The organism is Pseudomonas sp. UBA1879, assembly GCF_002338065.1.
Taxonomy (GTDB): Bacteria; Pseudomonadota; Gammaproteobacteria; order Pseudomonadales; family Pseudomonadaceae; genus Aquipseudomonas.
This window is the reverse complement of sequence record NZ_DDHJ01000025.1, coordinates 57674-84623: the sequence shown is the minus strand read 5'-3', so window position 1 is coordinate 84623 and position 26950 is coordinate 57674. Positions and strand designations below refer to the sequence as shown.

The 26950-nt window shown below is 58.5% G+C and carries 22 protein-coding genes; 12 read left to right on the top strand and 10 right to left on the bottom strand.

Annotation, left to right across the window (positions count from 1 at the left end; all coding sequences use genetic code 11):
* Nucleotides 1-62 precede the first annotated feature (62 nt).
* From B3N48_RS26170 to B3N48_RS26155, 4 genes are all read left to right on the top strand, one after another.
* Nucleotides 63-845: an ABC transporter permease gene (locus B3N48_RS26170; protein ID WP_296188654.1), complete on the top strand. Its 783-nt coding sequence runs from the start codon at nt 63-65 to the stop codon at nt 843-845.
* Complete coding sequence (locus B3N48_RS26165) at nt 845-2104, top strand: ABC transporter ATP-binding protein (RefSeq protein ID WP_296188653.1); 1260 nt, start codon at nt 845-847, stop codon at nt 2102-2104. Before B3N48_RS26170 ends, B3N48_RS26165 begins: the two co-directional genes overlap by 1 nt.
* Before the next feature lie 2 nt (nt 2105-2106).
* Nucleotides 2107-5436: a glycosyltransferase gene (locus tag B3N48_RS26160; protein WP_296188651.1), complete on the top strand. Its 3330-nt coding sequence runs from the start codon at nt 2107-2109 to the stop codon at nt 5434-5436.
* A gap of 142 nt (nt 5437-5578) precedes the next feature.
* Nucleotides 5579-6520, top strand: coding sequence for a glycosyltransferase (locus tag B3N48_RS26155; protein WP_296188649.1), 942 nt, complete (start codon nt 5579-5581; stop codon nt 6518-6520).
* Between the two features lie 32 nt (nt 6521-6552).
* Here B3N48_RS26155 and yedA read toward each other — a convergent pair whose 3' ends face one another.
* The 4 genes from yedA to B3N48_RS26135 form a co-directional block, all read right to left on the bottom strand.
* On the bottom strand, nt 6553-7461 hold the full coding sequence (gene yedA, locus B3N48_RS26150) for a drug/metabolite exporter YedA (RefSeq protein WP_296188648.1): 909 nt from the start codon (nt 7459-7461) through the stop codon (nt 6553-6555).
* A 154-nt stretch (nt 7462-7615) separates the two neighbouring features.
* Nucleotides 7616-8230, bottom strand: a complete 615-nt coding sequence (locus B3N48_RS26145) for a 3'-5' exonuclease (RefSeq protein WP_296188647.1) — start codon at nt 8228-8230, stop codon at nt 7616-7618.
* A gap of 173 nt (nt 8231-8403) precedes the next feature.
* Nucleotides 8404-8883 carry an NYN domain-containing protein gene (locus B3N48_RS26140; protein WP_296188646.1) on the bottom strand — a complete coding sequence of 160 codons (480 nt, stop codon included), beginning with the start codon at nt 8881-8883 and terminating at the stop codon, nt 8404-8406.
* 237 nt (nt 8884-9120) lie between these two features.
* Complete coding sequence (locus B3N48_RS26135; protein WP_296188644.1) at nt 9121-9930, bottom strand: DUF2076 domain-containing protein; 810 nt, start codon at nt 9928-9930, stop codon at nt 9121-9123.
* A gap of 211 nt (nt 9931-10141) precedes the next feature.
* Here B3N48_RS26135 and B3N48_RS26130 point away from each other — a divergent pair, with 211 nt between their 5' ends.
* Both B3N48_RS26130 and B3N48_RS26125 read left to right on the top strand, forming a co-directional pair.
* The gene (locus B3N48_RS26130) at nt 10142-10804 is read left to right on the top strand and encodes a YciC family protein (protein ID WP_296188643.1); all 663 of its coding nucleotides are present in this window, start codon (nt 10142-10144) and stop codon (nt 10802-10804) included.
* 9 nt (nt 10805-10813) lie between these two features.
* On the top strand, nt 10814-11908 hold the full coding sequence (locus B3N48_RS26125; RefSeq protein WP_296188641.1) for an endonuclease/exonuclease/phosphatase family protein: 1095 nt from the start codon (nt 10814-10816) through the stop codon (nt 11906-11908).
* Nucleotides 11909-12354: 446 nt separating this feature from the next.
* Here the strand turns inward: B3N48_RS26125 and hrpB are convergent, their stop codons facing one another.
* Complete coding sequence (hrpB, locus tag B3N48_RS26120) at nt 12355-14886, bottom strand: ATP-dependent helicase HrpB (protein WP_296188640.1); 2532 nt, start codon at nt 14884-14886, stop codon at nt 12355-12357.
* 142 nt (nt 14887-15028) lie between these two features.
* Between hrpB and B3N48_RS26115 the strand changes: the two genes are divergently transcribed.
* Both B3N48_RS26115 and B3N48_RS26110 read left to right on the top strand, forming a co-directional pair.
* A complete protein-coding gene (locus tag B3N48_RS26115; RefSeq protein WP_296188639.1) occupies nt 15029-15454 on the top strand; it encodes a polyribonucleotide nucleotidyltransferase in 426 nt (141 codons plus the stop codon).
* A gap of 30 nt (nt 15455-15484) precedes the next feature.
* Nucleotides 15485-16390, top strand: a complete 906-nt coding sequence (locus B3N48_RS26110) for a cation diffusion facilitator family transporter (protein ID WP_296188638.1) — start codon at nt 15485-15487, stop codon at nt 16388-16390.
* A 143-nt stretch (nt 16391-16533) separates the two neighbouring features.
* Here the strand turns inward: B3N48_RS26110 and B3N48_RS26755 are convergent, their stop codons facing one another.
* Complete coding sequence (locus B3N48_RS26755) at nt 16534-17253, bottom strand: DUF6515 family protein (protein WP_349677045.1); 720 nt, start codon at nt 17251-17253, stop codon at nt 16534-16536.
* A 21-nt stretch (nt 17254-17274) separates the two neighbouring features.
* Here B3N48_RS26755 and B3N48_RS26750 point away from each other — a divergent pair, with 21 nt between their 5' ends.
* The 3 genes from B3N48_RS26750 to B3N48_RS26095 all read left to right on the top strand — a co-directional run bounded on the left by B3N48_RS26750 (nt 17275) and on the right by B3N48_RS26095 (nt 19006).
* Nucleotides 17275-17802 (top strand): hypothetical protein, encoded by a 528-nt coding sequence (locus B3N48_RS26750; protein ID WP_349677044.1) that lies wholly within the window; start codon nt 17275-17277, stop codon nt 17800-17802.
* 471 nt (nt 17803-18273) lie between these two features.
* Nucleotides 18274-18753: an Lrp/AsnC family transcriptional regulator gene (locus B3N48_RS26100; protein WP_166597505.1), complete on the top strand. Its 480-nt coding sequence runs from the start codon at nt 18274-18276 to the stop codon at nt 18751-18753.
* Nucleotides 18754-18799: 46 nt separating this feature from the next.
* Nucleotides 18800-19006 carry a DUF2788 domain-containing protein gene (locus B3N48_RS26095; RefSeq protein WP_296188634.1) on the top strand — a complete coding sequence of 69 codons (207 nt, stop codon included), beginning with the start codon at nt 18800-18802 and terminating at the stop codon, nt 19004-19006.
* Between the two features lie 145 nt (nt 19007-19151).
* Here B3N48_RS26095 and B3N48_RS26090 read toward each other — a convergent pair whose 3' ends face one another.
* The 4 genes from B3N48_RS26090 to B3N48_RS26075 all read right to left on the bottom strand — a co-directional run bounded on the left by B3N48_RS26090 (nt 19152) and on the right by B3N48_RS26075 (nt 25801).
* Nucleotides 19152-19784, bottom strand: a complete 633-nt coding sequence (locus tag B3N48_RS26090) for a pseudouridine synthase (RefSeq protein WP_296188633.1) — start codon at nt 19782-19784, stop codon at nt 19152-19154.
* Nucleotides 19785-19847: 63 nt separating this feature from the next.
* A complete protein-coding gene (gene amn / locus B3N48_RS26085) occupies nt 19848-21344 on the bottom strand; it encodes an AMP nucleosidase (protein ID WP_296188714.1) in 1497 nt (498 codons plus the stop codon).
* 536 nt (nt 21345-21880) lie between these two features.
* Complete coding sequence (locus B3N48_RS26080; protein ID WP_296188632.1) at nt 21881-23530, bottom strand: acyl-CoA dehydrogenase family protein; 1650 nt, start codon at nt 23528-23530, stop codon at nt 21881-21883.
* 315 nt (nt 23531-23845) lie between these two features.
* The gene (locus B3N48_RS26075; protein WP_296188630.1) at nt 23846-25801 is read right to left on the bottom strand and encodes a sensor histidine kinase; all 1956 of its coding nucleotides are present in this window, start codon (nt 25799-25801) and stop codon (nt 23846-23848) included.
* Between the two features lie 328 nt (nt 25802-26129).
* Between B3N48_RS26075 and B3N48_RS26070 the strand changes: the two genes are divergently transcribed.
* Nucleotides 26130-26927 (top strand): hydroxymethylpyrimidine/phosphomethylpyrimidine kinase, encoded by a 798-nt coding sequence (locus B3N48_RS26070; protein ID WP_296188629.1) that lies wholly within the window; start codon nt 26130-26132, stop codon nt 26925-26927.
* Nucleotides 26928-26950: the final 23 nt, after the last annotated feature.

The window sequence follows — 26950 nt, the reverse complement described above, 5'->3', positions numbered from 1 at the left end:
TATACAAATCAACCAGGTATTACCTGGACTCTTGAATCCGCCGATAGAACCCCGGGACACACATGTCTACCGAGACACCTAAACATCTGCCCATATTATTGAGCCTGATTATCAACGACCTTAAGGCCCGATACCTCACCAACTACCTCGGTTTTCTATGGGTGCTTATTCAACCCTGTGCAACTGCGCTGATTTTATGGTTCGTTTTCGAATACGGATTCAAAGCTCCTCCACACCAAGATTATCCTTTTATACTGTGGCTGGTGTGCGGACTGATCCCTTGGTTCTACATAGCAGAGTCACTGAATACGGGGTGCCATGCGGTAAAAGATAATGGCTTTCTGGTCAAAAAAATTGTGTTCAACGTTTCTCTTCTGCCGATCGTTAAGATAGCGTCGGCACTCGCCGTACATTGCCTATTCATTTGCATTCTATTCGGATTATTTTTGGCATACGGATATTCACCTTCAGCTCACTGGCTTCAATTGGGTTACTACGTTATCTGTCTTTCTGCACTCCTCCTTTCATTGGCCTGGCTCACCAGCGCGATCGTCATATTTTTCCCTGACCTATCACAAATCATAGCGATGATGACTCAGCTCGGATTCTGGTTAACGCCCGTATTTTGGGACATCAAGGCACTTTCGAACTCAGTGAGCCAATACTTTTATCTGAATCCTTTTACTTACATCGTTGAAGGCTTCAGAGACTCTATGATCAGAGGCATCTGGTTTTGGGAACATCCGACTCAAAGCGCTGTATTTTGGGTGGGAGTGATTATCTTGGCATTGGCGAGTCGATATACGTTTCAACGACTCAGGCCTCACTTCTCGGATGTGATGTGATGGACAATTCACCAACTCAGGCCATAGCTGTGACGGGCGTGGGAAAACAATACAAACTGTACAAAAAGCCTGTCGATCGTTTTCTGGAGGCGCTGTCATTTTCAGGAAAACTCCGACACCGCGCGTTTCATGCATTATGCAACATCAGTTTCAGCGTAGCGAAAGGGCAAACCATTGGCATATTGGGGAAAAATGGCGCAGGTAAAAGCACGCTTTTGAAAATCCTCACCGGGGTACTAACGCCTAGTGAAGGCAAAGTACAAATTACAGGGCGTGTAGCGTCCCTGCTGGAGCTCGGCGCAGGCTTCAACCCCGACTACACAGGGCTGGAAAATATTTATTTTCAAGGCGCTTTGATGGGTTATAGCGCATCCGAAATGAAAAAACGTCTTCCGCAGATTCTGGAATTTGCTGATATAGGGGATTTTATTGAGCAACCTGTCCGGGTCTACAGTAGCGGAATGTTTGCGCGCCTCGCATTTTCCGTCGCCATCAATGTAGACCCTGACATACTGATCATTGACGAGGCACTGAGCGTAGGGGATGCAGGGTTCCAGCTGAAGTGCATGTTGAAGATGCAGGAAATGCAACTTCGCGGCACAACCATTCTTTTTGTTTCTCACGATACACAATCCGTGATCCGGTTCTGCCAAGCCGTTATCGTCATGGATCAAGGGCGGATAATCGAATACAGCCATGACGTATTAACCGCAGCAAAAAATTATGAAAAGCAGGCCCGAAATAACGCTGCGATTCCGCTTCACGCGGCCCCGCCCATGCAGGATGACATCAGTTATGAGCAAGAATTGGGTGACATTTCCGAGGTCAGATTCGGTTCAGGTCAAGCAAAAATAAACGCGGTCGATTTCATTACAGTGGGCGGCAACGTCAGCAATCAATTTTCACCATCAGACTGTGTGACGATGCATTGTTATATTCAGTGCGAACAAACGCTGAATAACGTCGTCGTAGGCTGGTCCCTGAGAAACACCAAGGGGCTGGATGTCGCTGGTGACAATACATTGCTGGCAGGTCAAACGTTAAATCTGGAACGTGGAGACTATAAATTAAGCTTCAACTTCGCGTTGCACATTGCACCTGGCGAATACTTTTTATTTATCGGCATGGCGCATCTGGGTCAGGAAAGAATCGAACTCGACCAAAGATGGCCGCTGAGAAAAATCACTATTACAAGTTCACGCACTGTGGTCGGTGCCGCTTTTTGCCCATCTACTGTTCACTTGATCGAGGTTAAGTAATCATGCCCTTGCCGGAACAAGACGGTCTCGCCCCCTCTCCTCGAAGGGCGATTGCACCGATCAGCAAGACACAGGCGTTGCTGCCAACAAAAACGAGTGGCGCGCATCAGAATAAAAAGGTCATGTTTTACACATTGCCAATGGTTCTCCGAGAGCGCCCGACACTCTTCAGCAGTATCGTAGACGTTTATCTCCCGTTAGCTAATCAGTTTGCTGTCGACGGTTGGGACTGTGTATTCGTTGGTACAGACGAGCTACACCGTGAATATCCGGAGTTTGCTCACGAATGGATAAGTCCCGCTACGATGGCGTGCCAGTACCCCGATTGGATGCGTTCCGACTGGTTGCAAGATTGGGCGGGCATATTGAGTGGTCGATCACCTGAATTTCACCAAGAATTTGTGTCCACCTTGATACATCGGGCTCGGCCAGATCTGGTTTTTTGTTGGAACTTTGACAGTGCACTTGAAACCGCATGCTCGGAGTACGACATCAGCCTCCTTTTCAACGAATTGGGAATGCTTCGTGCGCCAAATCCTCTGACCTACTTCTCGGACCCCTGCGGCGTCAATGCTCGTAGCAGTTTCCAGACGCAATTCCCTCAATCCAACGCGTGCAGTCGAGCACTGAATCTGGAAAGCGCGATCGCGAGGTTGAGAGCACTTGAAGAACTCTATTGTCCACAGGGAAGTGCACGTCCGTCCGGATGCCTGATTCTGCTTCAAGTCAGAGATGACTCTAACGCTATCACAGGCTCGCCGTTTACAGCGATGGCGGACTTTGTCAATTGCGTCCTCAAGGCCGTCGCGCCCTCTGGCATGCCTATTACGGTCAAACCCCACCCGCTGGATGACCTACCGCATCTCCCAGACGGTGTAACAGTTGCCGACAAGGCTGCCTCTATCGAAAAACTGATAGGCTCGGTGGAAGTCGTCTTCACCCTCAACTCATCTGCCGGCTTCGAAGCAGCGCTGGCAGGGAAAACCGTCTATGTTTTGGGAGACGCGGCGTACTCCAATATTGGACTGACTGTCGACGTTCCGAATCCGTGCGCACTGCCCGAAGCCTGGGATAACCACAAGAACTCGTTCACGCCTGATCTTGAACTCAGGGCGCGAGCACTTTATTTTGCAGAGCGATACTATTTTCTTTCGCCTGCTCAGTTTATCGAACCCCTTTGCCATTTCGAGAAGTTGAAATACCAAGGCTCCAGGGGTGCGAATACAAGGGACATCGAGAAGAGTGATGGTTTCCAGCAGCACACGCTGGTCAATCGGTTAAAAAATATAAACAAAGCACACAAAGCCGAGTTTGCTCGCCTGAGCGCTGAAACCACGGCGTGCAAAGCTGAAATGCAAGCTCAGATCAAGTGGCTGACTCAATCTCTTACAGCGATGGAGCGCTCTAACTCATGGCGGGTCACTCGGCCAATACGTGCGGCATCTGCAAAGCTCGGCGAGTATCGAGCTTTTCTACGCGATTATTATCAACGAAAAACTTTTTTATTGATCTTGAAGATCAGACTTGAACGGGCTAGGGCATACGCTAAAAAGACCGTCTCTGCTACGTTTCACTCAAAAAACAACGCGAAGGCGTTACAAGCGCTAACAGACCGGCGTTTTTCCTACTCATTGGCCCCAAGACGTTCAGCTCCCAATGAGCCGATCATTGATATCTCGATTGTCACGTACAACAGCGCGAAATGGGTCGACCGCTTTATCCACTCTCTTACAACGCAAGCGTACCCGCTGAATAAAGTTAGACTGTATTTTGTCGACAACGGATCAACCGATGACACTGTTCGGCACTTAGAGCGCTGGCGTGAACAGCTTTCGGGGGCTGTGGCAAATTTTCAGATTGTGGTAGGCGCCAATGTCGGCTTTGGCGGAGGTCACGACCGCGTAATGAGGAATTCTGAGGCAGAATTTGTCTTGGTCACAAATATCGACATCGAATTCACTGACCAGGCCATCCACACACTTGTCGCAGCCGCGGGCGAAGACTCGAATTGCGAGATCGCGTCTTGGGAGGCACGCCAAGCCCCGTATGAACATCCCAAGTATTATGATCCAGTCACACTTGAAGTTAACTGGTCGTCGCACGCTTGTGTTTTGATCCGAAGAGCCGCTTACCTAAGCTGCGGCGGTTACGAGCCAAAAATTTTCATGTACGGAGAGGACGTAGAAATTTCTTACCGATTCCGCTCATATGGGTACAGGCTTAGATATTGCCCTTCCGCGCTCGTGCATCATTACACTTACGAGTCGGAGGCCCAGGTCAAACCTCTCCAATACAGAGGTAGTACACTGGCGAATCTTTATATCCGCTGGCGATATGGAGACATAACAGACAGAGTTGCCGGAGTGTTGTTGCAAGGGTGGTTGCTTTTCAGCCCCAGTGCGTACACGAATGCACGTCGGCATCTCATTTCCAATGCTTGCACCTTCGTCAAAAATATCGTGCATTTCTCCAAAGGCAAAGGGCCTAGAGGAGAGGAAGGTTACCCGTTTCGGGCGTTTGATTATGAGATGACGCGTGGCGGGGCATTTTGGCCGGTAGGAAAATCACTGAGCGCACTTCCAAAAGTGACTGTCGTAACACGCACTTATCGAAAACGCGAAAAATTTCTTCGGCAGTCAATTATCTCGGTCATTAACCAGACCTACCCAAACATAGAACTGATCATTGTGGAGGACGGCGGGAAGACGACGCAGCCTTTGGTCGCGGAATTTATGACCATGCCAAACGTAAACATTCGGTACTACGGACTTGAAAAAGTCGGCCGTTCGGTCACTGGAAATCATGGCCTTGAAATGGCAACCGGTGAATATTGCATGTTCCTTGACGATGATGATCTTTTATTTTCGGATCATGTCGAAGTGCTCGTTTCTTCCATGCTAGACAACCCACAAGCGGCAGCTGCCTATTCCCAGTCCATTGAAATTGCAACCAATGTAGATGATCAGGGCTATTATGATGAGGTCAGCCATGTGGAACCCGAAACCTTCAAGCATTCGTTTGATTACAACATCCTGCTCGACCATAACTTTATCCCGATTCAGTCCCTTCTATTCAAACGAAGCTTATTTTTGAATAGAGGCGGTTTTGAGACTGACATGGACCACCTAGAAGATTGGAATTTATGGTTAAGGTATGGTTTTAACAATACGTTCTCATACGTTGCCAAAACCACTTCTCTATTTAGGACACCTGCGGATTTTTCGACGAGGAAGGACCGACACATGCAGCTGCACAATGCTTACTTCATTGCAAAAAATAGAGCCATCGAGTCTTGCAAGTCCTACTCTCAAGATCTGAATCAAATGGCTTAGCATTTAGAATTGATCGCCGACAGCTATCGCGTCATAGCTGTCTATAACAAGTACATCAGTGGCTTTTTCGCATCCTAAATATAAGGACGGCATTCGTTCGTCTGCAGAAAGCGTCTGATACCTATCTGGACCCACTATCGCCATGCAAAACCCAGGCTCAATAGTTTCCAAGGAGAACGCTGCCGTTTTACTGGCAGCCTTCAATGGAATTCGATGGATAGAAGAGCAAATTAACTCTATCCTTCGACAAATCGATATTGAGGTCACTCTCTATATCAGTATCGATCCGTCAGACGACGGCACAGAAGATTGGTGTAATGATTTAGCAGCGGCGCATCCCAACGTTGTCATCCTCCCTCAGGTCTCACCCTCCGGCGGCGCATCTCAGAACTTTTTTCGACTCATACGTGATGTGAATTTGCGTGACTATGATTACATCGCGTTCTCGGATCAGGACGATATTTGGTACTCCGATAAACTTGTCCGAGCGGTGCAAGCGCTGAAGAGGGAAAACGCAGCGGGCTATTCAAGCAACGTCCGTGCGTTCTGGCCTAGTGGAGGTAGAAGCCTGATCGATAAAGCGCAGGCGCAAGTGGAGTGGGATTTTTTCTTCGAAGCTGCGGGCCCGGGGTGCACTTACGTTTTAACCAAGCACCTTGCATGCGACCTCAAAATATCAGTCTCGAAGCAATGGCAGACGATATCGCAGGTGACCCTCCACGACTGGTATTGCTATGCGTTCGCTCGAAGAAATGGGTATAGGTGGCACATCGATTCTGAGCCCTCAATGGACTATAGGCAGCATGACCACAACCTTCTTGGGGCCAACAAGGGCATCCGGCGGCTGATCGAACGGTATCGAAGGATCCATGATGGGTGGTGGTTCGGACAGGTTCGACTGATCTCTCAGCTATTAGGCGTCCCCTCAAACCCTCTGATTAACACCAGCAACCTGTATTCAAAGTGGCAGCTTATGCTTCTGTCGCTTAATGCAGGTCAGTGCAGGCGGAGGCTAAGAGACAAGATCGGATTCGCCGTCATTTGCTGGCTCGAAATTCTCACGAGGCGAAGCCGAAAGCGCTGACAGTGTTCTCTTTTCCGCCCACAGTTCGTCGTTTACGAATTTGTCTGCACTGGAACCGGACTCCGCTTGCGCCACTGCGGCAAGCCGATCAACACGACGGCGCTGATGATGACCGCCATGGCTGCCGCTTCGGCGGGACCGATGTGTTCGTCGGCGAACAGTACGCCGAGCATGACAGCGACGGCCGGGTTGACGTAGGCGTAGCTGGTTGCGGCGGCGGGGCGGACGTTTTTCAGCAGGTACATGTACGAGCTGAACGCAACGATGGAACCGAACACGACCAGATAGGCCATGACAAGCCAACCGGACAGGCCGGGGGATTGGGTCATTCGTTCGCCGCTGATGTAGCTGCCGACCAGCATCATTGCGCCAGCGATGAGCATTTCGCAGGCGCTCGCCATGGGGCCGGCGGGCAGCGGCAAGTAGCGGCTCCAGACTGAACCGAAGGCCCACGCTGCGGCCGCGAAGATCACCATGGCCGCGCCCAAGGGGCTGGCTTGCAGGTTCGAACCCAGGTTTAGCAGCGCGATACCGATCAGACCGAGCACGATTCCTGCCCATTCCAGCCGGGTATTGCGATGCCCCCAGATCAAGCCGAACAACAGGGTGAACAGCGGCACCACCGCCACCGCCAGGGCCGCCACGCCCGAGGCGACACCGGCATGCTCAGCCAGGGTTACCGCGCCATTGCCGCAGGCTAGCAGCAGAAACCCGACCATGCCCGCCGCCTTCCATTGCTTCCAGGTCGGCATCGGCACCCCACGCCAGCGCATGAACGCGAACAGCAGCGAGCCTGCGATGGTGAAGCGGACTCCTGCCATCATCAACGGAGGCCAGGTTTCGATACCGATGCGAATGGCCAGGTAGGTCGAACCCCAGATCACGTACAGCGCGAAAAAGGCCCCGATGAGCAGCAAGGGAAAGCGGCGGGAAGCAGGCATGAAAGGCTCGTCTTTTTGTTCTGAGCGTTGGTCCGGCAGGGGACAGTCACTCGGATTTTTTTGGAACGGTATTGTAGGAACATCGTACTGAGAGGATCAGTCACAACTGCGTGTTAAACGACCCATACACTTTTCAGTCGAGCCCGATCCGTCATCAGAATCCGCGGTGCTTGCTGATTGCGTCAGCTATTTTTTTTGCGGGCACCTTCTGCAAGGTGCAAAGCAATTTGTGGGAAACCCCGGCCAGGCCGTGAGTGGTGCGCAGTTCCTGGCTCAGATGGACCGTGAGGTTGGCGGCCATCTCGGCGTCGGCCATGGCCCGGTGAGCCTTGCCGGTGTGCGGCAGCCCTGCCCATGAGGTCAGCGTGCCGAGTTTGTGATTGGGTGCGGCAGGCATCAGACGTCGCGCCAGCAGCATCGAACAGGCGAAACTCTGTTCGCGGCTGCGTTTGATGCGCGACAGCTCGTAATCCCAGAATTTCTGGTCGAACGCGGCGTTATGGGCCACCAAGGGGGTCTGCCCCACGAACTCCACCACTTCATTCATCACCCGCTCGGCAGGCGGCGCCGTGCGCAGCATGCTGTTGCTGATCCCGGTCAGTGACTCGATGAATGCCGGAATCCGCACGCCAGCGTTCATCAGGCTTTGATAGCGCTCGACGATGACGCCCTCGGCCACAATCACCACGGCGATTTCAGTGGCCCGACAATGGCTGCCGGGGGAGATGCCGGTGGTTTCGAAGTCGATGACGGCGATGCGTTCTTGCATGGGAAAAACCTTTGTTTGCGCAGAAACCCTGTAGGAGCGCGGCTTGTCCCGCGACCTGCCGGGCACCGGCAGTAAACCCTGACAATCCGTAGCGCCCGATACACCGTGTGTACCGGGATTGCGGCTGCTGCGCAGCCGATCGCGGGACAAGCCGCGCTCCTACACGTTTATGCTCAGCTTTTGAGCAACAACCCGCCCTCAATCGGCACATAGCGGCTTGCTGCACGGATCAGTGAGTTGGCGGTCAGGCCTGGCACGCCATAGGCGATGGCCTCGACGCCGTGCTTGCTGATGATGCGCTCCAGCAACAGGTCAAAATCCCCGTCGCCCGACGCCAGCACGACTTCGTCAACGTTCGGCGCGACGTCCATGATATCGATGGTGATACCGACGTCCCAATCGCCTTTGGCCGAGCCATCGCTGCGTTGGATGTAGGGTTTGAGTTTGACGGTAAAACCGAGGTTGCGAAGGATCTGCTGAAACTGCTGCTGCTTGGCGTCACCGCGATCAATGGCGTAAGCATAGGCCTCGACGATCTGCCCACGCTGGCTGATGTCCGCCCACAACGCGGCATAGTTGAAGTGGCAACCATGAGCCTGACGCACCGTGTAATACAGATTTTGTACGTCGGCAAACACCGCGATTCTTCTCACCGGAACTCCTCGATGCGCTGACAGGCGACAGCGGCCCGAACATCGGACCGGCGCTCAGTATGCCAGTTTGAGGAGGGGATTGAAGGGCAAGTTGGATTTGCGGGCTATCGGATCAGGCTGAGGGTACTTCTGACCCTGTGGGAGCCGGTTTGTTGGCGAAGGCGTCGGGTCAGTCACCTCTGCATTGACTGAGCCACCAACTGCGCCAGCGAGCCGACGCCCACAGGTTTCTAGCTGTCAGACATACGAATCGTCGTCATCGCCGCCAAAGAACCCGCCACTGTCATCGTTGCCGTAGTCGGTATCGGCAAAACCGCCCGCGTCATTGCCCCAGCCGTCGTTGCTGGTCACGCGTTGTTGATCGTCGCCCCAGTCGCCGTTTCCAGTTCCACCGCCCTGGTCATGGTCGGCTGCAGGTTGCGCCGGTTGTTGCTCGATGATTTCGACGATTTCCTGGGGTTGGCTGTTGTGGTGGAACAGGCTGCTGATCCCTTCCGCCAGCATCACGCCGCCCGCAACGCCCGCTGCGGTTTTCAGTGCACCGCCCAGAAAACCACTACCGATAGGCGCCGCCGGGACCTGTTGCTGAGGCTGCGCGTAGTTGCCTTGTGGCGGCGGGTTGTACGGCGGCGGGTTGGCAGGGCCGTCGCGCCAGCCGCCTGCCGACGGGGGCGGGCTCGAGGGCCGTGAAAAGGACGATGCCGGTTGCTGCGGCTGTTGATCGCGGGAACCGCCACCGAAGATGCTCGACAGGAATCCGCCGCTGCCCTGCGCGGGCGCGGTTTGTGCCTGTGCCCTGGCGCGCTGAAGCTCAGCCTGTAGCTGTTGGATCTGCTCGTCACGCTGGCGGCTTTGGGCCTCCAGCTGTTTGATAGCGACTTCCTGAACCAGGATCGCCTGCGCCATGTAATACGGGGCGCCGGGCTGCCGTGTCAGGTGATCCCTGATAAGCGCCTCGGCCTGGGCGTCTCGGGGGGCCGACTCGGTTTCCGCTTGTTTGAGTTTGGTAAACAAGCCGTCGATCAGGGTTTGCTCTTCGCTGTTCATGGCGACCTCGTTAGATTGCCGTAGGAATTCGGTGACGTGACCACAACGTTGTGACATGACCGCGATGGTCAGACACAAACAGTAATGGGGCGTTTCAAGGGCGATTCAATAGCGTGTAGAAAAAGTTAAGAAACGGGCCAGACCTGTCCCATTGGCTCGCAAGACCGCTCCTACGTTAAAGTGTCCGCCTGGTTTTCTCTGTGACCCTTTCATGAATCCGCTGACGATCATTCAAGACTCGCTGTACTTCTTCCGCCGCCATTTCGTGAGCATCGTGACGCTGTGCCTGCCACTGGTGATACTTGAAGCGCTGACCAAGCAAATGCTTGCCAGCGCCACAGGGCCTGACGGTTCGGCGAGCTGGCAATTGTTGATCGGGCTGCTGTTCTATCCCCTCTACACAGGTGCATTGATTCTGTTTCTCGCCGCCAAGACTCGCGGCGAACCCCCCTCCAAACGTGATCTGCTGGCTGCGACCCTGCGCCTGTGGCCGACGTTCGCGGTCCTCACCGCCCTCAGTACGCTGCTGATCATGGCCGGTTTGTCGCTGTTCATCGTTCCCGGCGTGTGGGTGATGATCAAGTTGGTATTCTCGGAATACCTGTTGGTGCTACGTGGTCTCGGGCCGCTGGACGCGATGCGCGAAAGCTTCAAGATGACTCAAGGGCATCTGCTGCGGATTCTGGGGTGCGTGCTGTTCGTCTACATTCCGTTGTCGATCCTGGAAGGCCTGAGCCTGTACGTGTTGCCTGATCAGCAAAGCCCGCTGCTGTCGCTGACCGTCGACAGCGTTTCCAGTTTCTTGCAGCTGTTCATCAGCGTGGTGATGTTCCGTTTATTCATGCTGATCGACGAGCCCGCGCAACCTGTCTGAGGAGCGTTGATGCAACGTTCATTGCGCTACCTCATCGTGCTCGCGCTGCTGCTGATGCTGGTCGGCGGTCTGATCTACGACATGACCTGGCATCCCGCCCGTCATGAGCAGATGCCGGTCATGTGCAATGCCAAGGACGCCAAACCCCCAGTGCTGGTGCCGGGTCAGGCGCTGAAAATCATGACCTGGAACATTCAATACCTGGCGGGCAAGCGCTACGTGTTCTGGTATGACCTGGCAGATGGCAGCGGCCCGGACGAGCGCCCTACTCCCGAAGACATTGCGTACAACCTCGACGAGGTGGCGCGGGTCATTCGCGACGAACGGCCAGACATCGTGCTGTTGCAGGAGGTCGACGATGGCGCCAAGAACACCGATTACACCAACCAATTGGCGCTGCTGCAGGAGCGGGTGACCGACCTCTACCCATGCAGCACTGAGGCGTTCTATTGGAAAGCAGACTTCGTCCCCAACCCGCATATCTACGGCAGCGTCGGCACCAAACTGGCGACACTGAGCCGGTATCGAATGGAGAAGGCCGAACGCCTGCAACTGCCCTCTCCCGGCGGCAACTGGATAAGCCGTCAATTCGAACCCAAACGCGCCTTGTTGGTGGGCTATCTGCCGCTGCGCGACGGCGGGCAATTGGCGATCGTGAACACGCATCTGGAGGACTCCCGACCCGGCGACGACACCCTGCAGCGCCAAGTGGCAGCGACGACCCAACTGCTGGACACGTTCGAACAGAGCGCAACGCCGTGGATCACCGGCGGTGATTTCAATCTGCTGCCTCAAGGGCAGTACCAACGCCTGCCCGCCGAACAGCGCGAGTCCTACGCGGCAGAAAGCCAGCTGCATGCGTTGTGGGAAAAATTCCCGATGATCCCCAGCAACGACGACGTCAATGGTGAGCATCCGCGCAAGTGGTACACCCGCTTCCCCAACGACCCGCGGGTGAACGGGCCGGACCGCACGCTCGACTACCTGTTCTACAGCCCGATGTTGAAACGGGTCGATGCGCAGGTTCGGCAAGGCGATACGTTATTGATATCCGATCACCTGCCGGTGATTGGGCGGTTTCTGCTGCCGGCTGCGCCGCAGTAAATTGCCTTGCCGGCGAACAGCAGAAGTCCGGCAGGGATACCTGATGACGCGGTATACCTGACACACCCTGTGCACAGGACTTACTGCCGCTGCGCGCCAGATCGCGGCCGTGGTGCCTCCGGCTGCTCCTACAGAGATCGCAGGGTGCCGAGGATTCAGGCCCGCAGCTGAACCCGTAGGAGCAGCCGGAGGGACGACGGCCGCGAGGCGGTGTGCCAGACGCCGCACCATCTACTGACCCGACGCTACCGTCCGACCGCGGCCCGTGCCGTCGTGCCTCCGGCGGCACCTACAGAGATCGCGGGGTGCCGAGGATTCAGGCTCGGAGCTGAGCCCGTAGGAGCAGCCGGAGGGACGACGGCCGCGAGGCGGTGTGCCAGACGCCGCATCATCCACTGACCCGACGCCATCGCCCGAGCGCAGGCATACACGGACGCTTCGTGCATTTACTTCCTCGGCTTCGCCCGTGCTGTCGGCTCGGCGATCAATGGGTCGTCCGGCCAGTAGTGCTTGGGGTATCGGCCCTTGAGATCCTTCTTCACCTCGGCATAGGTGCTGCGCCAGAAGTTGGCCAGGTCCTGGGTGACTTGCACCGGTCGGCGCGCCGGGGACAGCAGGTGCAGTTTGACGATCTGCCTGCCATTGGCGATGCGGGGGGTATCGGAAAGCCCAAACAGCTCTTGCAGGCGCACGGCCAGAATCGGAGGGGTTTCGCTGTAATCGAGGCGCACCGAAGAGCCCGAGGGCACGCTCAAATGATGTGGGGCCTGTTCGTCCAGCCGCTGCGGCAGCGGCCAGGGCAATTGGTTGTGCAGGATCGACGACAGGTCCAGATTGGCGAAATGGCTAAGCCGCGTGACCTTGCCCAGATAGGGCATCAGCCACTGCTCCAGGCGCGTCAGCAAGGCCTCGTTGCTGACGTCCGGCCATTCGCTGCTGTCCTGTTTTTCCCGATCTAACTGACGCAAGAGCCCGACCCGCGCCTGCCATTGGCGCAACTCCGGGGTCCACGGCAGCAGCTCCAGACCTTTACGGCGCACCAACGCCAGCAACGCCTGGCTTCGGGCCGACTCATCCAGCCCGGTCAGGGGCTCGCGGCTGATGATCAGCTCGCCGACCTTGCGCTGACGTTCAGCTCGGAACACCCCTTCGCGTTCGTCCCAGTCGAGCTGATCGACGCTCATCACCTGCTCTGACAGAACCGACTCGAACAGCGTCGGGTCGAGTTCCGTTGCCAGATAGATCCGCTCCTCCCGCTGCCCCTGTCGGCTGCCGAGGTCCGCGACCACCAGCCATTGTTCTTTCATCAGCGCATCGGGTTCAGCAAACAGCGCAGCACGACCGTTGGCCAATCGGTATTCGGCGCCCCCGGCCTTGCGTTGGTGCGCGACCCGATCGGGATAGGCCAAGGCCAGCAGGGCGCCCAACCAGCGCGGGTGATCGGGATCGGAAACCGGTTGTGTCGACGCCCCCTTCAGGTAACCGCGATATTGCCGCGCTAACTGTTTAGCCCGCTGTGCGCCGCCCTGTGCGCTGCGTCCGGCTCGCTCAGTGCCTGCCAGTAGCGTCAGGCGACTGTGCAGATCCGCGCCGGCCCCTCGAAGAATGTCGCGCTCGCCCAACAACGCGGCGACGTCGCAAGCCAGCGGGCCGAGCCCCAAGTCCTGCCCGCGCAGCAGCAAATGCGCGATGCGAGGATGGGCAGGCACTTCGGCCATCGCTTGGCCGTGAGGGGTAAGTTTCCAGTCTTCGCCAGGCTCGCGACTCAGCGCGCCCAGGCGACCGAGCAAATCCTGCGCCTGCGCATAGGCGGCGGCAGGCGGGACGTCGAGCCAAACGAGCTGCGAGGGTTCGACGCCCCAGCGGGCGAGCTGCAGGGCTAACCCCGCAAGGTCGGCTTGCAGGATTTCTGCCGCGCCGTACGCGGCCAATTGATCGTGCTGCGCTTCGGACCACAGCCGATAACACACGCCCGGCTCCAGACGCCCCGCCCGACCGGCGCGCTGTGTAGCGCTTGCGCGGGAGATGCGCTGGGTGTCGAGCCGGGTCATGCCGCTGCCGGGATCAAAACGCGGCACCCGCGCCAATCCGGCATCAACCACGACACGCACGCCGTCGATGGTCAGGCTGGTCTCGGCGATGTTGGTGGCGAGCACGACCTTACGCAGACCGCTCGGCGCGGGTTCGATGGCGGCGCGTTGGGCGCTGAGGTCCAGCTCGCCATGCAGGGGGCACAGTATGACGTCGCTGCGCTCGCCCAGTGCTTGCGCCAGTTGTTGGTTGACGCGCCGGATCTCCGCCTGCCCCGGCAGAAAGACCAGCAAACTGCCGGATTCATTGCCCAGCGCATCCAAAACCGTCTGCACCACACGCGGTTCGATGAACTCACCCGGCTGGAACGGCCGACCCCACTGCATCGTCACCGGAAACATGCGCCCTTCGCTGCTGATCACCGGTGCGTTATCCAGCAAACTCGACAGCCGCTCGCCCTCCAGCGTTGCTGACATCAGCAAAATCTTCAGCGCCTGCTCGTCACGAAACAGTGCACGACCATTGAGGCTCAACGCCAAGGCAAGGTCGGCATCCAGACTGCGCTCGTGGTATTCGTCAAAAATCAGCAGTCCCACGCCATCGAGCGAAGGGTCTTCCTGCAAACGGCGAGTGAGGATTCCCTCTGTGACGACTTCAATGCGGGTCTTCGGGCCGACCTTGCTTTCCAAGCGAATTCGATAGCCGACCGTCTCTCCGACCTTTTCCCCCAGTTCCGAGGCCAGACGCTCTGCCGCCGCACGGGCCGCCAGACGTCGAGGTTCAAGCATCAGGATGGTCTGGCCCGCCAGCCACGGTTCCTGCAACAGCGCCAGCGGCACGCGGGTGGTCTTGCCTGCGCCAGGTGGCGCTTCGAGGACGGCTTCGTCACGCTCGAGCAAGGCCTGGCGTAACGCAGGCAACACGGCATCAATGGGCAGAGAAATCATAGGGGCTCCAAAACAGAGCGCTGATTATACGGGCGCGACTTCATCTTTGTTCGGCGCAACGCAGAACCGTCCTACGACTCGGATAGTCTTATTGCTTAGGCATTTGCCTTGTATAGTTGCGACTTCCTCTGAGGAGATTTTCATGCGCATTCCTTCCCGTTTGATTGGCGGTGCCCTGGTCGTCAGCCTGCTGGCGCAACTGACTGCTTGCGGCAGTATTTTTTACCCTGAACGCCGGGGTCAGATTCAAGGCAGCGGTCGAATGGACCCAGCCATCGTGGTCCTCGACGCCATCGGCCTGTTGTTTTACATCCTCCCGGGCGTGATCGCGTTCGGCGTCGACTTCGCCACCGGTGCGATTTACCTGCCTGAAGGCAAGCACGCTCAGATCGATCCACAAAAACTGCAACCCGCCGTGCGCGCCGATGGCTCGGTGGACAACCTTCGCCTGCAAGCCATCCTGAAGACCGAGCTGGGCCGCAACCTGCCGCTGGACGATCCGCGTCTGATTCAGCACAAGGGCAGCGTTGAGCAGCTGGCGTCGCTGGGTCTGGTGCCGTCCGCCTGATGTTTTCGATGCATGACTGAAGGAAGCGCCATGAGCAGCAGCCCTGAACACGCCCGGTTATTGCGTCTCGCCACTCGCGCGTCGCTGGCCGTCGCGAGCATTCTGATCATCGCCAAGGCTGTCGCCTGGTGGTTGAGCGGGTCGGTCAGCCTGCTGGCGGGTCTGACCGATTCCCTGCTCGACGGGGCAGCATCGTTCCTCAATCTGCTGGCTGTGCATTACGCGCTGCGTCCGGCGGATGAGGACCACCGTTACGGCCATGGCAAGGCTGAGGCGTTGTCGGGCATGGCGCAATCGCTGTTCATCGCGGTCAGTGCGTTTTTGATCGGCTTTCAGGCCATCGAGCGCATTCAGCATCCGCAAGCCTTGGGGGCGCCAGCGCTGGGGCTGTTGGTCATGGTGCTGTCGATTGTGCTGACCGTCGCGCTATTGATGTTTCAGCACAAAGTGGTCAAAGAGACCGGCTCGGCGGCCATTCGCGCGGACTCGCTGCATTACCGCTCCGACCTGCTGCTCAACGTCAGCATCATGGCGGCGCTAGGCCTGGCGTATATCGGCTACGACCAACTGGACGCGTATTTCGGCCTGGCGATCGCGTTTTACATTCTGTGGAGTGCGGTTTCCATTGCGCGAGAGACGGTGTCGGTGCTGATGGACGCCGAGCTGGAACCGGGCGTGAGCGCGCGAATGCTGGAATTGGCCCAAGGTGTGCCAGGGGTGGTGGGTGCGCATGATCTGCGCACGCGAATTTCGGGTAATCACTGGTTCGTGCAACTGCACCTTGAGCTCCCCGGTGCGCTGACGCTGCTGGTGGCCCATGAGCTGTGCGAAGAGGTCGAACGGGCGATCATCGCTGAATTCCCCAAGGCCGAAGTGCTGGTGCACGCCGACCCTCAGGAAGTGGTGAATCGGGCCAATGGTCCGGTGATGAACTAACCGCCATCAGACGATGAACTGATTCACTCTGAGAGGGAATTTGCGGACGAAAGGGCCGGCGTGTCCGCCTGAGATGCAGAGACGGGAACTCGGCATTCGTGAGCAAGCTCGCTCCCACAGCCACGGTCTGTCCTTTCATTGGGTCACTGCTGAACGCTATACCCCCGCCCCGCATAACACGCCGCCATGGCCTGACGATAAATCCCGACCACCTCTGGCGCAGGCTGGTAGGTCGCAGCGGCAGGGTCGAAATTGCTCTGCTGTACGGCATAGCGGTAGCAATCGTAACGGTCCTGCTCGATTTGTTGCTGCGTCTGACCATTGGCCGGATAGGCGATCACGTCATAGGGGTCTGCGGGCTGCTCTTGCACGGCCTGCTGAGGCGAGTACACCGGCTCGACGCCTTGCGGCGGTTCAGCGACCACATATTCCTGAGTATTTTGCTCGTAGGTGTAGTAGGTGCCCGCCGCGACGAAGAATAGCGCGCTGCCGAGCCAGACTTGCTGCGCGTAATCCGGCAGGTATCGCACGCGCACGCCACGAGGCGGCGCGACGACCACGTAACGCGGGCCTTGCGGGCGATACCAATAGCCACCCGAATAGAAATAGTCGTTGCCGTGATAGGGCACGCGGGAATAGCCGCCGGGAATGCGATCGATCTCATACCCCGGACGATAACGCGGTCCACCGCCCCAGCCGTCGCCGTGGGCCATGGGCCGACCGTTGTTGCCAGGACGATTATCGCCGCCACGCCATGGGTTGTCCCGAGGCTGGTCGCGGTAGAAACCCTGACGCGGCGGCTGGGTCTGAATGGCGGTGTCGGGGCGGCTCTGAATCGGCAGCTGACTTTGACGATCCTGCAACTGACGCTGCTGTAACTGTTGTTGTTGCTGACGCTGCTGTTGCTGAAGCTCCTGCTGGCGTTGCTGCTGTTGCCGCCGCTCTTGCATCTGATCCTGACGCTGTTGGTTGCGTTCGCGATCCTGCTGCATGCGTTGCTGATCGGCCCGCTGCTGCTGATTCTGTTGAATCTGCCGCTGCTGATTGAGTTGCTCCTGCTGGCGCTGCTGCTGGTATTGCTGTTGTTGCTGCTGACGCTGTTGCTGCTGCTCGCGCTGCTGATCCATGTTGAAACTGCGTTGTTGTTGCTGTTGTTGCTGCTGGCGCTGCATCTCGAAGCCACGCTGCTGTTGCTGGCGCTGCTCGTTGCGCTGCTGTTGTTGATTGTTATCGTCGGCCACCACCTGAGCGCTGATGCTCACGGCCAAAAGACTGACACCTGCCAAACGCCAGATGCGCATGTTCATGCTTTCCTCACTACGGCGCGGATACCTGTTGATAGGACTGCATTATCGAAGCCCCGTTCGCCGCACTCTATCAGCGAGGGTCCGTTGGCGAACAGCATCGCCTGAACGCGCACGGCCTGTCCAATGGTCTGCCAGGCGGCGGCAGCAAACACGCCAGACACAATGATCTGGCTGGGCCGAGACCTTCACGACCGCTTTGTAGCCGATCATGGGGCAAACCACGCTCCAATTAGGTCTTGCGTTCTGAAATCGTGGGCACAAAAAAAGAGGGCCTTTGAGGGGCCCTCTTTCGAATGCTTCGTCCTGGCGCGACGCTTTTGGCGCCGGCTCACCTCGCATCGTCTTCTGGACAGTGCGTAGCCCGGTGGCCTGATCAACCCTGTCGGATTGGAGGCCGCGGCTGACCTGATTCGGCGGGCCGCGCTGGACGCTGTGTCCGGGCAGTGATTCTGGTTAAAAGAATAGGCCTGACGGAGCGGCAGAGGATTGCGAATGTTGCTGACGAAAACACCACTTGCGCAATTTTTCCCTTCAGATGAATAATTCGGCGCAATCGCTTTCATAAAGGTGTCAATCGTGAGCAAGCTCGATAGATATGACCTGAGTATTTTGGCCGAACTGCAACGCGACGCGCGCATCTCCAATCAGGAGCTGGCCGAGCGGATCGGTTTGTCGCCTTCGCCTTGTTCGCGACGGGTCAAGCAATTGGAAGACGACGGCTATATCGTGCGCCAGGTGGCCCTGCTCGACCGCAAGAAACTGGGGCTGAGCCTGACCGCGTACGTGCTGATCGGCATGGACCGTCACACCCCTGATCGCTTCGAACACTTCGAACAGCAGATTCGTAGCCTGCCGCAAGTGCTGGAATGCAGCCTGGTCACCGGTGTCGATGCCGACTACCAACTGAAGGTCGTGGTGCCGGACATGGACCACTATCAGAAATTCTTGCTGGGCCATCTGACCCGCATCGACGGCGTGACCAGCGTCCGTTCGAGCTTCGTGCTCAATCAGGTATTGGCCAGCACTGAACTGCCGCTGGTGCATTTGAGAAGCTGATGACCTTTTTCACTCACGCCGCACTGCGGATTCGAAGGAGATGACCATGGAACCCGAACTGTTCGAAGAATGGATGATGACCATTCTGGTGACCGTGCTGATCGGTTTCATGGGGTTCATCGTTTGGGACCTGGCAAAGAAGTCCAAGGCCGGGCGCTTCGGAACGATCATTCTGTTTGGCGTGTTGGGGCTGGGGGTGTTGGCGTTTGTGATCAAGAGCGTGGTGATTGGCTACATTGAGCAGCATAAATAGCCGGCCTGGGCGCGAGCTTCTGTAGGAGTGAGCTTGCTCGCGATGGCTGTCTGTCAGGCACTAGAACATGTCTGACAGAACGTATCGCGAGCAAGCTCACTCCTACAGGTGACGGCCTTGAGCCAATCGCACAGCATGAATGCCATCACAACTTCGCGGTCACCTCCCGCCACTGCCCCTGATCCAGCCCTTCGATATCCCATTCGCCAATCCGCACCCGCACCAGCCGCAGGGTCGGCAGCCCTACCGCTGCTGTCATCCGACGCACCTGCCGGTTGCGCCCTTCCCTAATAACCAATTCCAACCAGCTCGTGGGCACGCTTTTGCGAAACCGCACGGGCGGGTTGCGTGGCCAGAGCGCAGGCTCATCGAGTTGCCGGGCTTGAGCGGGCAAGGTCGGACCGTCATTCAGTTCGACGCCGTCGCGCAGCTTCTGCAATTGCTCCTCACTGGGTTCGCCCTCGACCTGCACCCAATAGGTTTTGGCCAGTTTGTGCTTGGGATCGGCGATGCGCGCCTGCAATTGCCCGTCGTTAGTCAGCAGGAGCAGGCCTTCGCTGTCGCGGTCCAGACGTCCGGCGGGGTAGATACCGGGGATGTCGATGAAGTCCTTGAGCGTCGCGCGCCCTTCTCCATCACTGAACTGGGTCAATACGTCGAACGGTTTATTGAACAGGATCAACCGGGGTTCGGCAGGCGGGGCTTTGGCGACGCGACGGGGCGCACTGGAAGAGCCAGGCGCAGGACGGCGGGAAACGGGACGTTGATGACGGGGCATGACCACTCAAAGCGCGAAAACAGAAAGGGCCACTTTAGTGGCCCTTTCGCTAAACGCCTAGCCTCAACGGAACGGCGGCTCGTCGAAGCTGCGCAATTTTCGCGAGTGCAGCGAATTGAGCTGCGTGCGCATCAGATCCAACGCGGCGATGCCGATCTTCAAATGCTGGGTCACGGCGCGCTCATAGAAGGCGTTGGCCGAACCCGGGAGTTTGATTTCGCTGTGCAGCGGTTTGTCCGACACGCAGAGCAGCGTCCCGTACGGCACGCGCAACCGATAGCCTTGAGCGGCGATGGTGCCGCTTTCCATGTCCACGGCGACAGCGCGGGACAGGTTGATCAGCGGTCGCTCCTGCGCCCAGCGCAGTTCCCAGTTGCGATCGTCGTAGGTCAGCACGGTGCCGGTGCGCAGGCGCTTTTTCAGGTCGTCGCCCCGCTCGCCGGTCACTTGCGCCGCCGACTCCTGCAACGCCAGTTGCACTTCGGCCAGCGCCGGAATCGGAATGTTCGGCGGCAGCACGCGGTCGAGAATGCCGTCGCGGCGCATGTAGGCGTGGGCCAGCACGTAGTCACCGATGGTCTGCGACTGACGCAGGCCGCCGCAGTGACCGATCATCAGCCAGCAATGCGGACGCAGCACGGCCAGGTGGTCGGTGATGTTTTTCGCGTTCGACGGGCCGACGCCGATGTTGACCAGGGTCACGCCATGGCCGTCTTCGGCGATGAGGTGATAGGCCGGCATCTGATAACGGTGCCAGACCACGCTGGAGACGATGGCCTGGGCCTCGCCGTGGTCCATGCTTTTGTCGACGACAACGTTGCCCGGCAGCACCATTTTCACGAAGCGCGGATCGTCGCGGAGTTTTTCCAGGCCGTGGACGATGAACTGGTCAACATAGCGGTGGTAGTTGGTAAGCAGAATCCAGGGCTGCACATAGCGCCAGTCGCTGCCGGTGTAATGCACCAGGCGGCGCAGCGAGAAGTCGACACGCGCGGCATCGAACAGTGCCAGCGGCAGCGGATCGGTGTTGGCCCAGTCATAGAGTCCGTCGGCAATGCCATCGGTGGCCGCAGACAGGTCGGTGCTCGGGAATACGCGGGCCAGGGTCGCCGCTGTCACGCCGGTGCCTGCCAGTTCATCGCCTTGCTCGACGACGTACGGGTACGGAATGTTCTGCTCGCTGACGCCCACCTCGACCGTGACGGTGAAGTCGTTCATCAGCGGGGTAAGCTGTTCGATCAGGTATTTGCGAAATGCCGCCGGGTGGGTGACGGTGACGCTGTAGGTACCGGGCAGTTGAACCTTGGCGTAGGCGCGGGTGGTCAGTGGCACTTCGCCGTGGCAGTGGTAGGTCAGACGCAATTCGGGGTAGCGGAACTGCAGACGCTCGGCGGCGTCTGGCTCAACGCGGTCTTTGAGGTAACGTTTAAGCGCCTGGCTCAAGGCCGAGGTTGCGGCTCCGTGCAACTCGGCAAGCCGGTCCACAGCTTGCTCCGCGGTTTTTACGACAATGAAAGCTTCAGTCACGATGCGCATCCTTCTGATCTTGCAAGGCTCCATCTTGCCTGCAACGGCGGGGGAAGGCACGCAATGAGTAAGGCGCAATACGATCCGATTCTGGCCTATAACCGTGGGAGTTGGCTTGCCGCACTGACGAGAGTGAGCCCGCGAGCTTCGTACCTGTGGGAGATTCTATGCTCGCTGGCAAACCGCATTCGCCAGCAAGCCGGCTCCCACAAGGGCCATGCATAGGTCATGAAATCTGCACCGACGTCGTATCCGTGGGGGCTGGCTTGCTGCACTGATGAGAGTGAGCATGCGAGCTTCATACCTGTGGGGGATTCTATGCTCGCTGGCAAACCGCATTCGCCAGCGAGCCGGCTCCCACAAGGGCCATGCATAGGTCATGAAATCTGCACCGACGTCGTATCCGTGGGAGCAGGCTTGCTGCACGGATGACAGTGAGCCTGCGAGCTTCGTACCTGTGGGAGCCGGCTTGCTGGCGAATGCAGTCTGTCATTCAACCCATTGGTGTCTGACACACCGCCTTCGCCAGCAGGCTGGCTCGCACGAGAAAAGATCAGTGCCGCTGCAAGTCACGCAACTTGCGGGGTCGAGCGCGCCACCAGTGCTTCCACATCGACCCCTCGCGGCAGCGCGCCGTACACGCGCCCGGGATGCTGCAAGCGGCCAGCGATAAACCCGTCGCTGACCACCGAGTTGCCAGCCTCCAGCAGCAGCTTGGCCTGCAAGCCGACGGCAATGTCTTCGGTCAGTTGCCGGGCGCGGTACTGGATATCGCTGGTGTCCGTAAACGCGGTTTTCAGTTGCTCGATATGTGCAGCAAGTCGGGCGTCGCCATGGCCGTCGCCCAGTTCGTCGAACAGCGCGTCGAGTACCCCCGGCTCTTTTGACAACGCCCGCAACACGTCCAGACACTGCACATTCCCCGAGCCTTCCCACGTCGAATTGACAGGCGCCTCCCGGTAAAGACGCGGCAGGATGGTGTCTTCCACATACCCCGCCCCGCCCATGCATTCCGCGGCTTCGTTGATCATCGCCGGGGCGCGTTTGCAGATCCAGTACTTGCCCACCGCCGTGACCAGCCGCGCAAAACGTGCTTCGTGGGAATCGTCCAGGCGCTCTAGCGAGCGGCCCATGCGCAGGGTCAATGCCAGCGCGGCCTCGCTTTCCAGCGCCAAGTCCGCCAGCACGTTTTGCATCAACGGTTGCTCGCTCAGCACGCGTCCGCTGACGCTGCGATGCGCGCAGTGATGCGCCGCCTGGGTCAGCGCCTGACGCATCAGCCCGCTGGAACCGGTCATGCAATCGAAGCGGGTCATGGCGACCATTTCGATGATCGTTGGCACGCCACGGCCCTCTTCGCCGACCATCCATGCCAGCGCGCCCCGGAATTCGACTTCGCTGGACGCGTTGGACCAATTGCCCAGTTTGTTCTTCAGACGCTGTATGTAGAACTCGTTACGGGTGTCGTCCGGGCGATGACGCGGCAGCAGGAAACAGGTCAGGCCTTTGTCAGTCTGCGCCAGGGTCAGAAAGGCGTCGCACATCGGCGCTGAACAGAACCACTTGTGGCCGACCAGTTCGTAGGCCTGACCGGGCCCCGGCTGGCCGACGGGATAAGCGCGGGTGGTGTTGGCGCGCACGTCGGTGCCGCCCTGCTTTTCGGTCATCGCCATGCCGATGGTGGCTCCGGCCTTGTGGGCGATGCCCACGTTACGCGGGTCGTACTGAGTGGCGAGGATTTTCGGCAGCCAGACGTCCGCTAGATCCGGTTGCAAACGCAGGGCGGGCACGCTGGCGAAGGTCATGGTCAACGGGCAGCCGCTGCCCGCTTCTGCCTGGCTGTGCAAGTAACTCATGGACGCGCGGGCGACATGGGCGCCTTCCCTCGGGTCAGTCCAGGGCAATGACGGGATGCCATGTTCGACCGCGGTTTGCATGAGTTGGTGATAGGCGGGGTGGAACTCCACCAAGTCGATGCGATGACCGTAGCGGTCGTGGCTGGCAAACACCGGCTTGTTCTGGTTGGCGAGAAAGCCAGCTTCCATCAGCGGCCCGCCCGCCAGCGCGCCGTAAGCATCGATCTTCGACTCCGCCCAGCTGGCCCCGTAGCGTCTGGACCACTCCTGCAACGGCAGGTCGATGCGATACAGATTGACCCCGTCCAGTGAGGGCGGTTGATTGGTGACGTCGTGGGTTTCGGCGAATTGATGCAGGTTCATGGCGGCCTCCGTTTCGGGTCGGTGCGGCAATGGCGCAGATGCGGGTCAGTGAATCACGCGCACGAAACCGAAAACAGTGCCATAGCCGACTAAAGCACGGCGGGTTTGCCATGTGCGAAAGCACGATCCGCTTTTGTCTGACACGCCGCCTTCGCTGCCGTCGTCCCACCTGCGTCTCCTACAGAGACCCTGTGGTCGGCGGTATCTGCGCCCAACGCCGCAACACCCGGGGTGTACGCAAGACTCCGATACGCCACAAATCCTGTAGGAGACGCCGGAAGCACGATGGCAGCGACGACAATGAATCAGTCATGCCTACGTCACCGGCGAAGGCACTCGCCGAATGTCCACGCTCAACCGGAACTGACTGCCCACCCCTGGTTCGGACTGATGACTCAGGCGCCCGCCGTGCAATTCGATCATCTTGCGGCAGATCGCCAGCCCGATCCCAAGGCCGCCGTACTCCCGGGTCATGGAACCGTCGACCTGATAGAAATTGGCGTACAGCGTGTCGTCATCCAGACGCTCAAAACCGATGCCGGTGTCGATCACGTCCAGCAGCAGGCGGACTTGCCGTTCGTCGGCATGGCCACTGACGCACAACTTGATCGCACCGCCTTTAGTGAACTTGACGGCATTGTCGAGCAGGCAATCCAGGCACTGACGCAGTTTCGATGCATCTCCCATCAGGCTGTCAGGCAGGCGTTCGTCCAGCTCGACGCTGAACCCAAGCGACTTGCTACGCGCCGGCGGCTCGAACGTGCTGCGCACTTGAAACAACAGATGCCGCAGGCTGAACGCCTCGGCTTGCAGTCCGATACGTCCGGCCTGCAGCTCGGTCAGGGTCAGAATGCCGTTGACGATGCCCATCATGTTCTGCGCCGAATCGGCAGCGGTCTGCCGGTAGAGCTCGATCTCATCGTGCGAGGCGTCCATTTGCATCAGCTCCAGCGAACCGATCACCCCGTTCATCGGCGTGCGCAACTCGTGGGTGAGCGTGGCCAGAAACTCATCTTTGAGCCGATTACTGACCGCCAGTTGCTGGTTGAGGGTCTCCAGCTCCTTGCTCGACTGCGCCATGATCTGCGTCTGCTGATCGCGCATGGTGTTGATACGGTCCGCCAGCGCCAGGGACAGCAGCGCGATTTCCACCACGGAGCCGATCTGGCTGGCGTACATGGTCCAGAAATTGTTCGGCAAGTGGCCCAGCAACATCGTGGCGTTGATCACCCCGCCCAGCAGAAACGCTGACCAGGCAACGATGAAGTAACGCGCGACGCGGCGGCCTTTCAGCCAGGCGACGATGCCAATCAGCAGAATGACCGGCGTGAACAGCAGCACCAGCCCCGTCACCAGACGCAGCGCTATGCCGTAATCCAGCGTCAGCGACAGCCCCATGATAATTGCCGAGCAGAGCATCATCAGCACCAAAGGCCCGTCCAGCCAACGACCCAATCCCGGCGTTTGCAGGAACTTGCGGGCGAACTGGCTGGCGAACAAAATCGCCGCTGCAATCAAAAAGGTCGTGGACGTGTTGGCCCACCACGGGTTGTCTGGCCACAGGAATTCGATACCGGCGCCGTTGACCGACACCTGATACAGCCCGAAACAGCTGATGTAGAGGATGTAATAGAGGTAGCTGGTGTCGCGCACGCTCATGTAGATGAACAGGTTATAGACCAGCATCACGCCTAGCGCGCCGTAGATCATGCCGAGAATGTATAGCCTCGCAGGCTGCTCCTCGATGTACGCGTGACTGGCCCAAAGGTTGAGCGGCGCTTGAACCGAGCCATGGCTGGCGACGCGGACATAGACCGTCTTGCTCTCATTGGCCTTGAGGTTCAGGTCGAACAGATAGTTGTTCTGCTTTATCTGACGGCTCTGAAACGGCAGCATGTCGCCCGTTTGCCAGGTCAGGCTGGGCTCGCCGTTTTCGCTGGCCAGATAGAGATCCACATGGTCCATCGGCGGATAGGCCAGTTCCAGCAGCCAGTCGGCAGAGGTCACCGGGTTCATCGGCCGATAGGTCAACTGCACCTTCAACCAGAACGCGGAGTGCGAATAACCCGCGTTCAACGCCCCCGCATCCAGCGCGCGGAATGCCGCCTGGCCTTGGACAGATGACACGTCGCCGATTGTCGCCGTGCCGGTAGGGTCTTCGAACACATACGTCGCACGGCCCAGCGGCAGCGTGCGCGTGGTCTCGTCGAAATCGAGCGCGCAGGCCAGCGTGGGCAGCAGGATCAACAGCCACGTCAGCAGAGCGCGCATGCAACACCGCCGACATTCATGTGAGGAGCGATGTGTTGCCCCCGATCAGTGGGGGACGACGTCAGGTTTGAGACGGAAAAGGAGCTCAACAGGCAACGCACTTGCATTCACTCTTCAGACAGATTTGAGGCTTACAGCCGACAGCATAGCGACTGATAGCTGGGTGACACCATCTGTATCGTCATATGTCAGATTTTCCTGACGCCATTTAGATGACTGGCATCATCATGCCGACGAAGCCCGGTCTAGAGCCCGCACGGGTTTGCCCACGAAAATTCTGACGCCGACCAGCGGCCCGGCAAAAGCTTTAGTGGTAAGCTCGCGCACCATGAATATCTATAGCTCCCGCCCCGTTGTCCTCTGTCTCTCCGGCCACGACCCCAGTGGCGGCGCCGGTTTGCAGGCAGATATCGAAGCTCTGCTCGCTCAGGGCTGCCATGCCGCGCCTGCGGTCACGGCCCTCACCGTGCAAGACACCGTCAACGTCACCGATTTCCGCGTGCTGGACCGCGAGTGGGTCTTGGCCCAGGCCAATGCCGTGCTCAACGATTCGCAAGTTGCGGCGGTGAAGCTCGGCATGCTCGGTTCGCTGGAGATGGTCGACACCGTGGTCGAGCTGCTGCAAGCCAATCCTCATCTGCCGCTGGTCTGCGATCCGGTTCTGCGTGCCGGCGGCGGCGGCCGACTGGGCAAGGATGAAGTCGGATACGCGATGCGCGAGCGTCTGCTGCCGCTGGCGACGATTGCCACGCCGAACCTGCCTGAAGCGCGCATCCTGGCCGAGCTGCCCGAAGGCACCGCTGACGAATGCGCCGAGAAGCTGTTGCCGTTCTGCGAACATGTGCTGATCACCGGTGGCCATGGCGACGAACACGAAGTGCACAACCGGCTGTACGTGCGTAACGGCGAATCGCGCACCTTCACCTGCCAGCGACTGCCGGGCAGTTATCACGGGTCCGGCTGCACGCTGGCCAGTGCGCTGGCCGGTCGACTGGCGCTCGGGCAGGACGTGATCAGCGCCGTGCAAACCGCGCTGGACTACACTTGGCGCACGCTGCGCGACGCCGAACAACTGGGCAAAGGCCAATTCGTCCCTCGTCGTCTGCCGCTGGATTTTTGCTCGTAACGCCACGAAAAAGAGGCACCCCC

Bases quoted from the DNA above. Each gene is read 5' to 3' on its own strand.
- B3N48_RS26130 (WP_296188643.1), top strand. From the start codon at position 10,142: ATGAATCCGCTGACGATCATTCAAGACTCGCTGTACTTCTTCCGCCGC.
- B3N48_RS26155 (WP_296188649.1), top strand. From the start codon at position 5,579: ATGCAAAACCCAGGCTCAATAGTTTCCAAGGAGAACGCTGCCGTTTTA.
- B3N48_RS26115 (WP_296188639.1), top strand. From the start codon at position 15,029: ATGCGCATTCCTTCCCGTTTGATTGGCGGTGCCCTGGTCGTCAGCCTG.
- B3N48_RS26165 (WP_296188653.1), top strand. From the start codon at position 845: ATGGACAATTCACCAACTCAGGCCATAGCTGTGACGGGCGTGGGAAAA.
- B3N48_RS26080 (WP_296188632.1), bottom strand. From the start codon at position 23,530: ATGAACCTGCATCAATTCGCCGAAACCCACGACGTCACCAATCAACCG.
- B3N48_RS26090 (WP_296188633.1), bottom strand. From the start codon at position 19,784: ATGCCCCGTCATCAACGTCCCGTTTCCCGCCGTCCTGCGCCTGGCTCT.
- B3N48_RS26095 (WP_296188634.1), top strand. From the start codon at position 18,800: ATGGAACCCGAACTGTTCGAAGAATGGATGATGACCATTCTGGTGACC.
- B3N48_RS26075 (WP_296188630.1), bottom strand. From the start codon at position 25,801: ATGCGCGCTCTGCTGACGTGGCTGTTGATCCTGCTGCCCACGCTGGCC.
- yedA (WP_296188648.1), bottom strand. From the start codon at position 7,461: ATGCCTGCTTCCCGCCGCTTTCCCTTGCTGCTCATCGGGGCCTTTTTC.
- B3N48_RS26125 (WP_296188641.1), top strand. From the start codon at position 10,814: ATGCAACGTTCATTGCGCTACCTCATCGTGCTCGCGCTGCTGCTGATG.
- B3N48_RS26170 (WP_296188654.1), top strand. From the start codon at position 63: ATGTCTACCGAGACACCTAAACATCTGCCCATATTATTGAGCCTGATT.
- B3N48_RS26135 (WP_296188644.1), bottom strand. From the start codon at position 9,930: ATGAACAGCGAAGAGCAAACCCTGATCGACGGCTTGTTTACCAAACTC.
- B3N48_RS26145 (WP_296188647.1), bottom strand. From the start codon at position 8,230: ATGCAAGAACGCATCGCCGTCATCGACTTCGAAACCACCGGCATCTCC.
- hrpB (WP_296188640.1), bottom strand. From the start codon at position 14,886: ATGATTTCTCTGCCCATTGATGCCGTGTTGCCTGCGTTACGCCAGGCC.
- B3N48_RS26110 (WP_296188638.1), top strand. From the start codon at position 15,485: ATGAGCAGCAGCCCTGAACACGCCCGGTTATTGCGTCTCGCCACTCGC.
- amn (WP_296188714.1), bottom strand. From the start codon at position 21,344: ATGGAGCCTTGCAAGATCAGAAGGATGCGCATCGTGACTGAAGCTTTC.
- B3N48_RS26070 (WP_296188629.1), top strand. From the start codon at position 26,130: ATGAATATCTATAGCTCCCGCCCCGTTGTCCTCTGTCTCTCCGGCCAC.
- B3N48_RS26160 (WP_296188651.1), top strand. From the start codon at position 2,107: ATGCCCTTGCCGGAACAAGACGGTCTCGCCCCCTCTCCTCGAAGGGCG.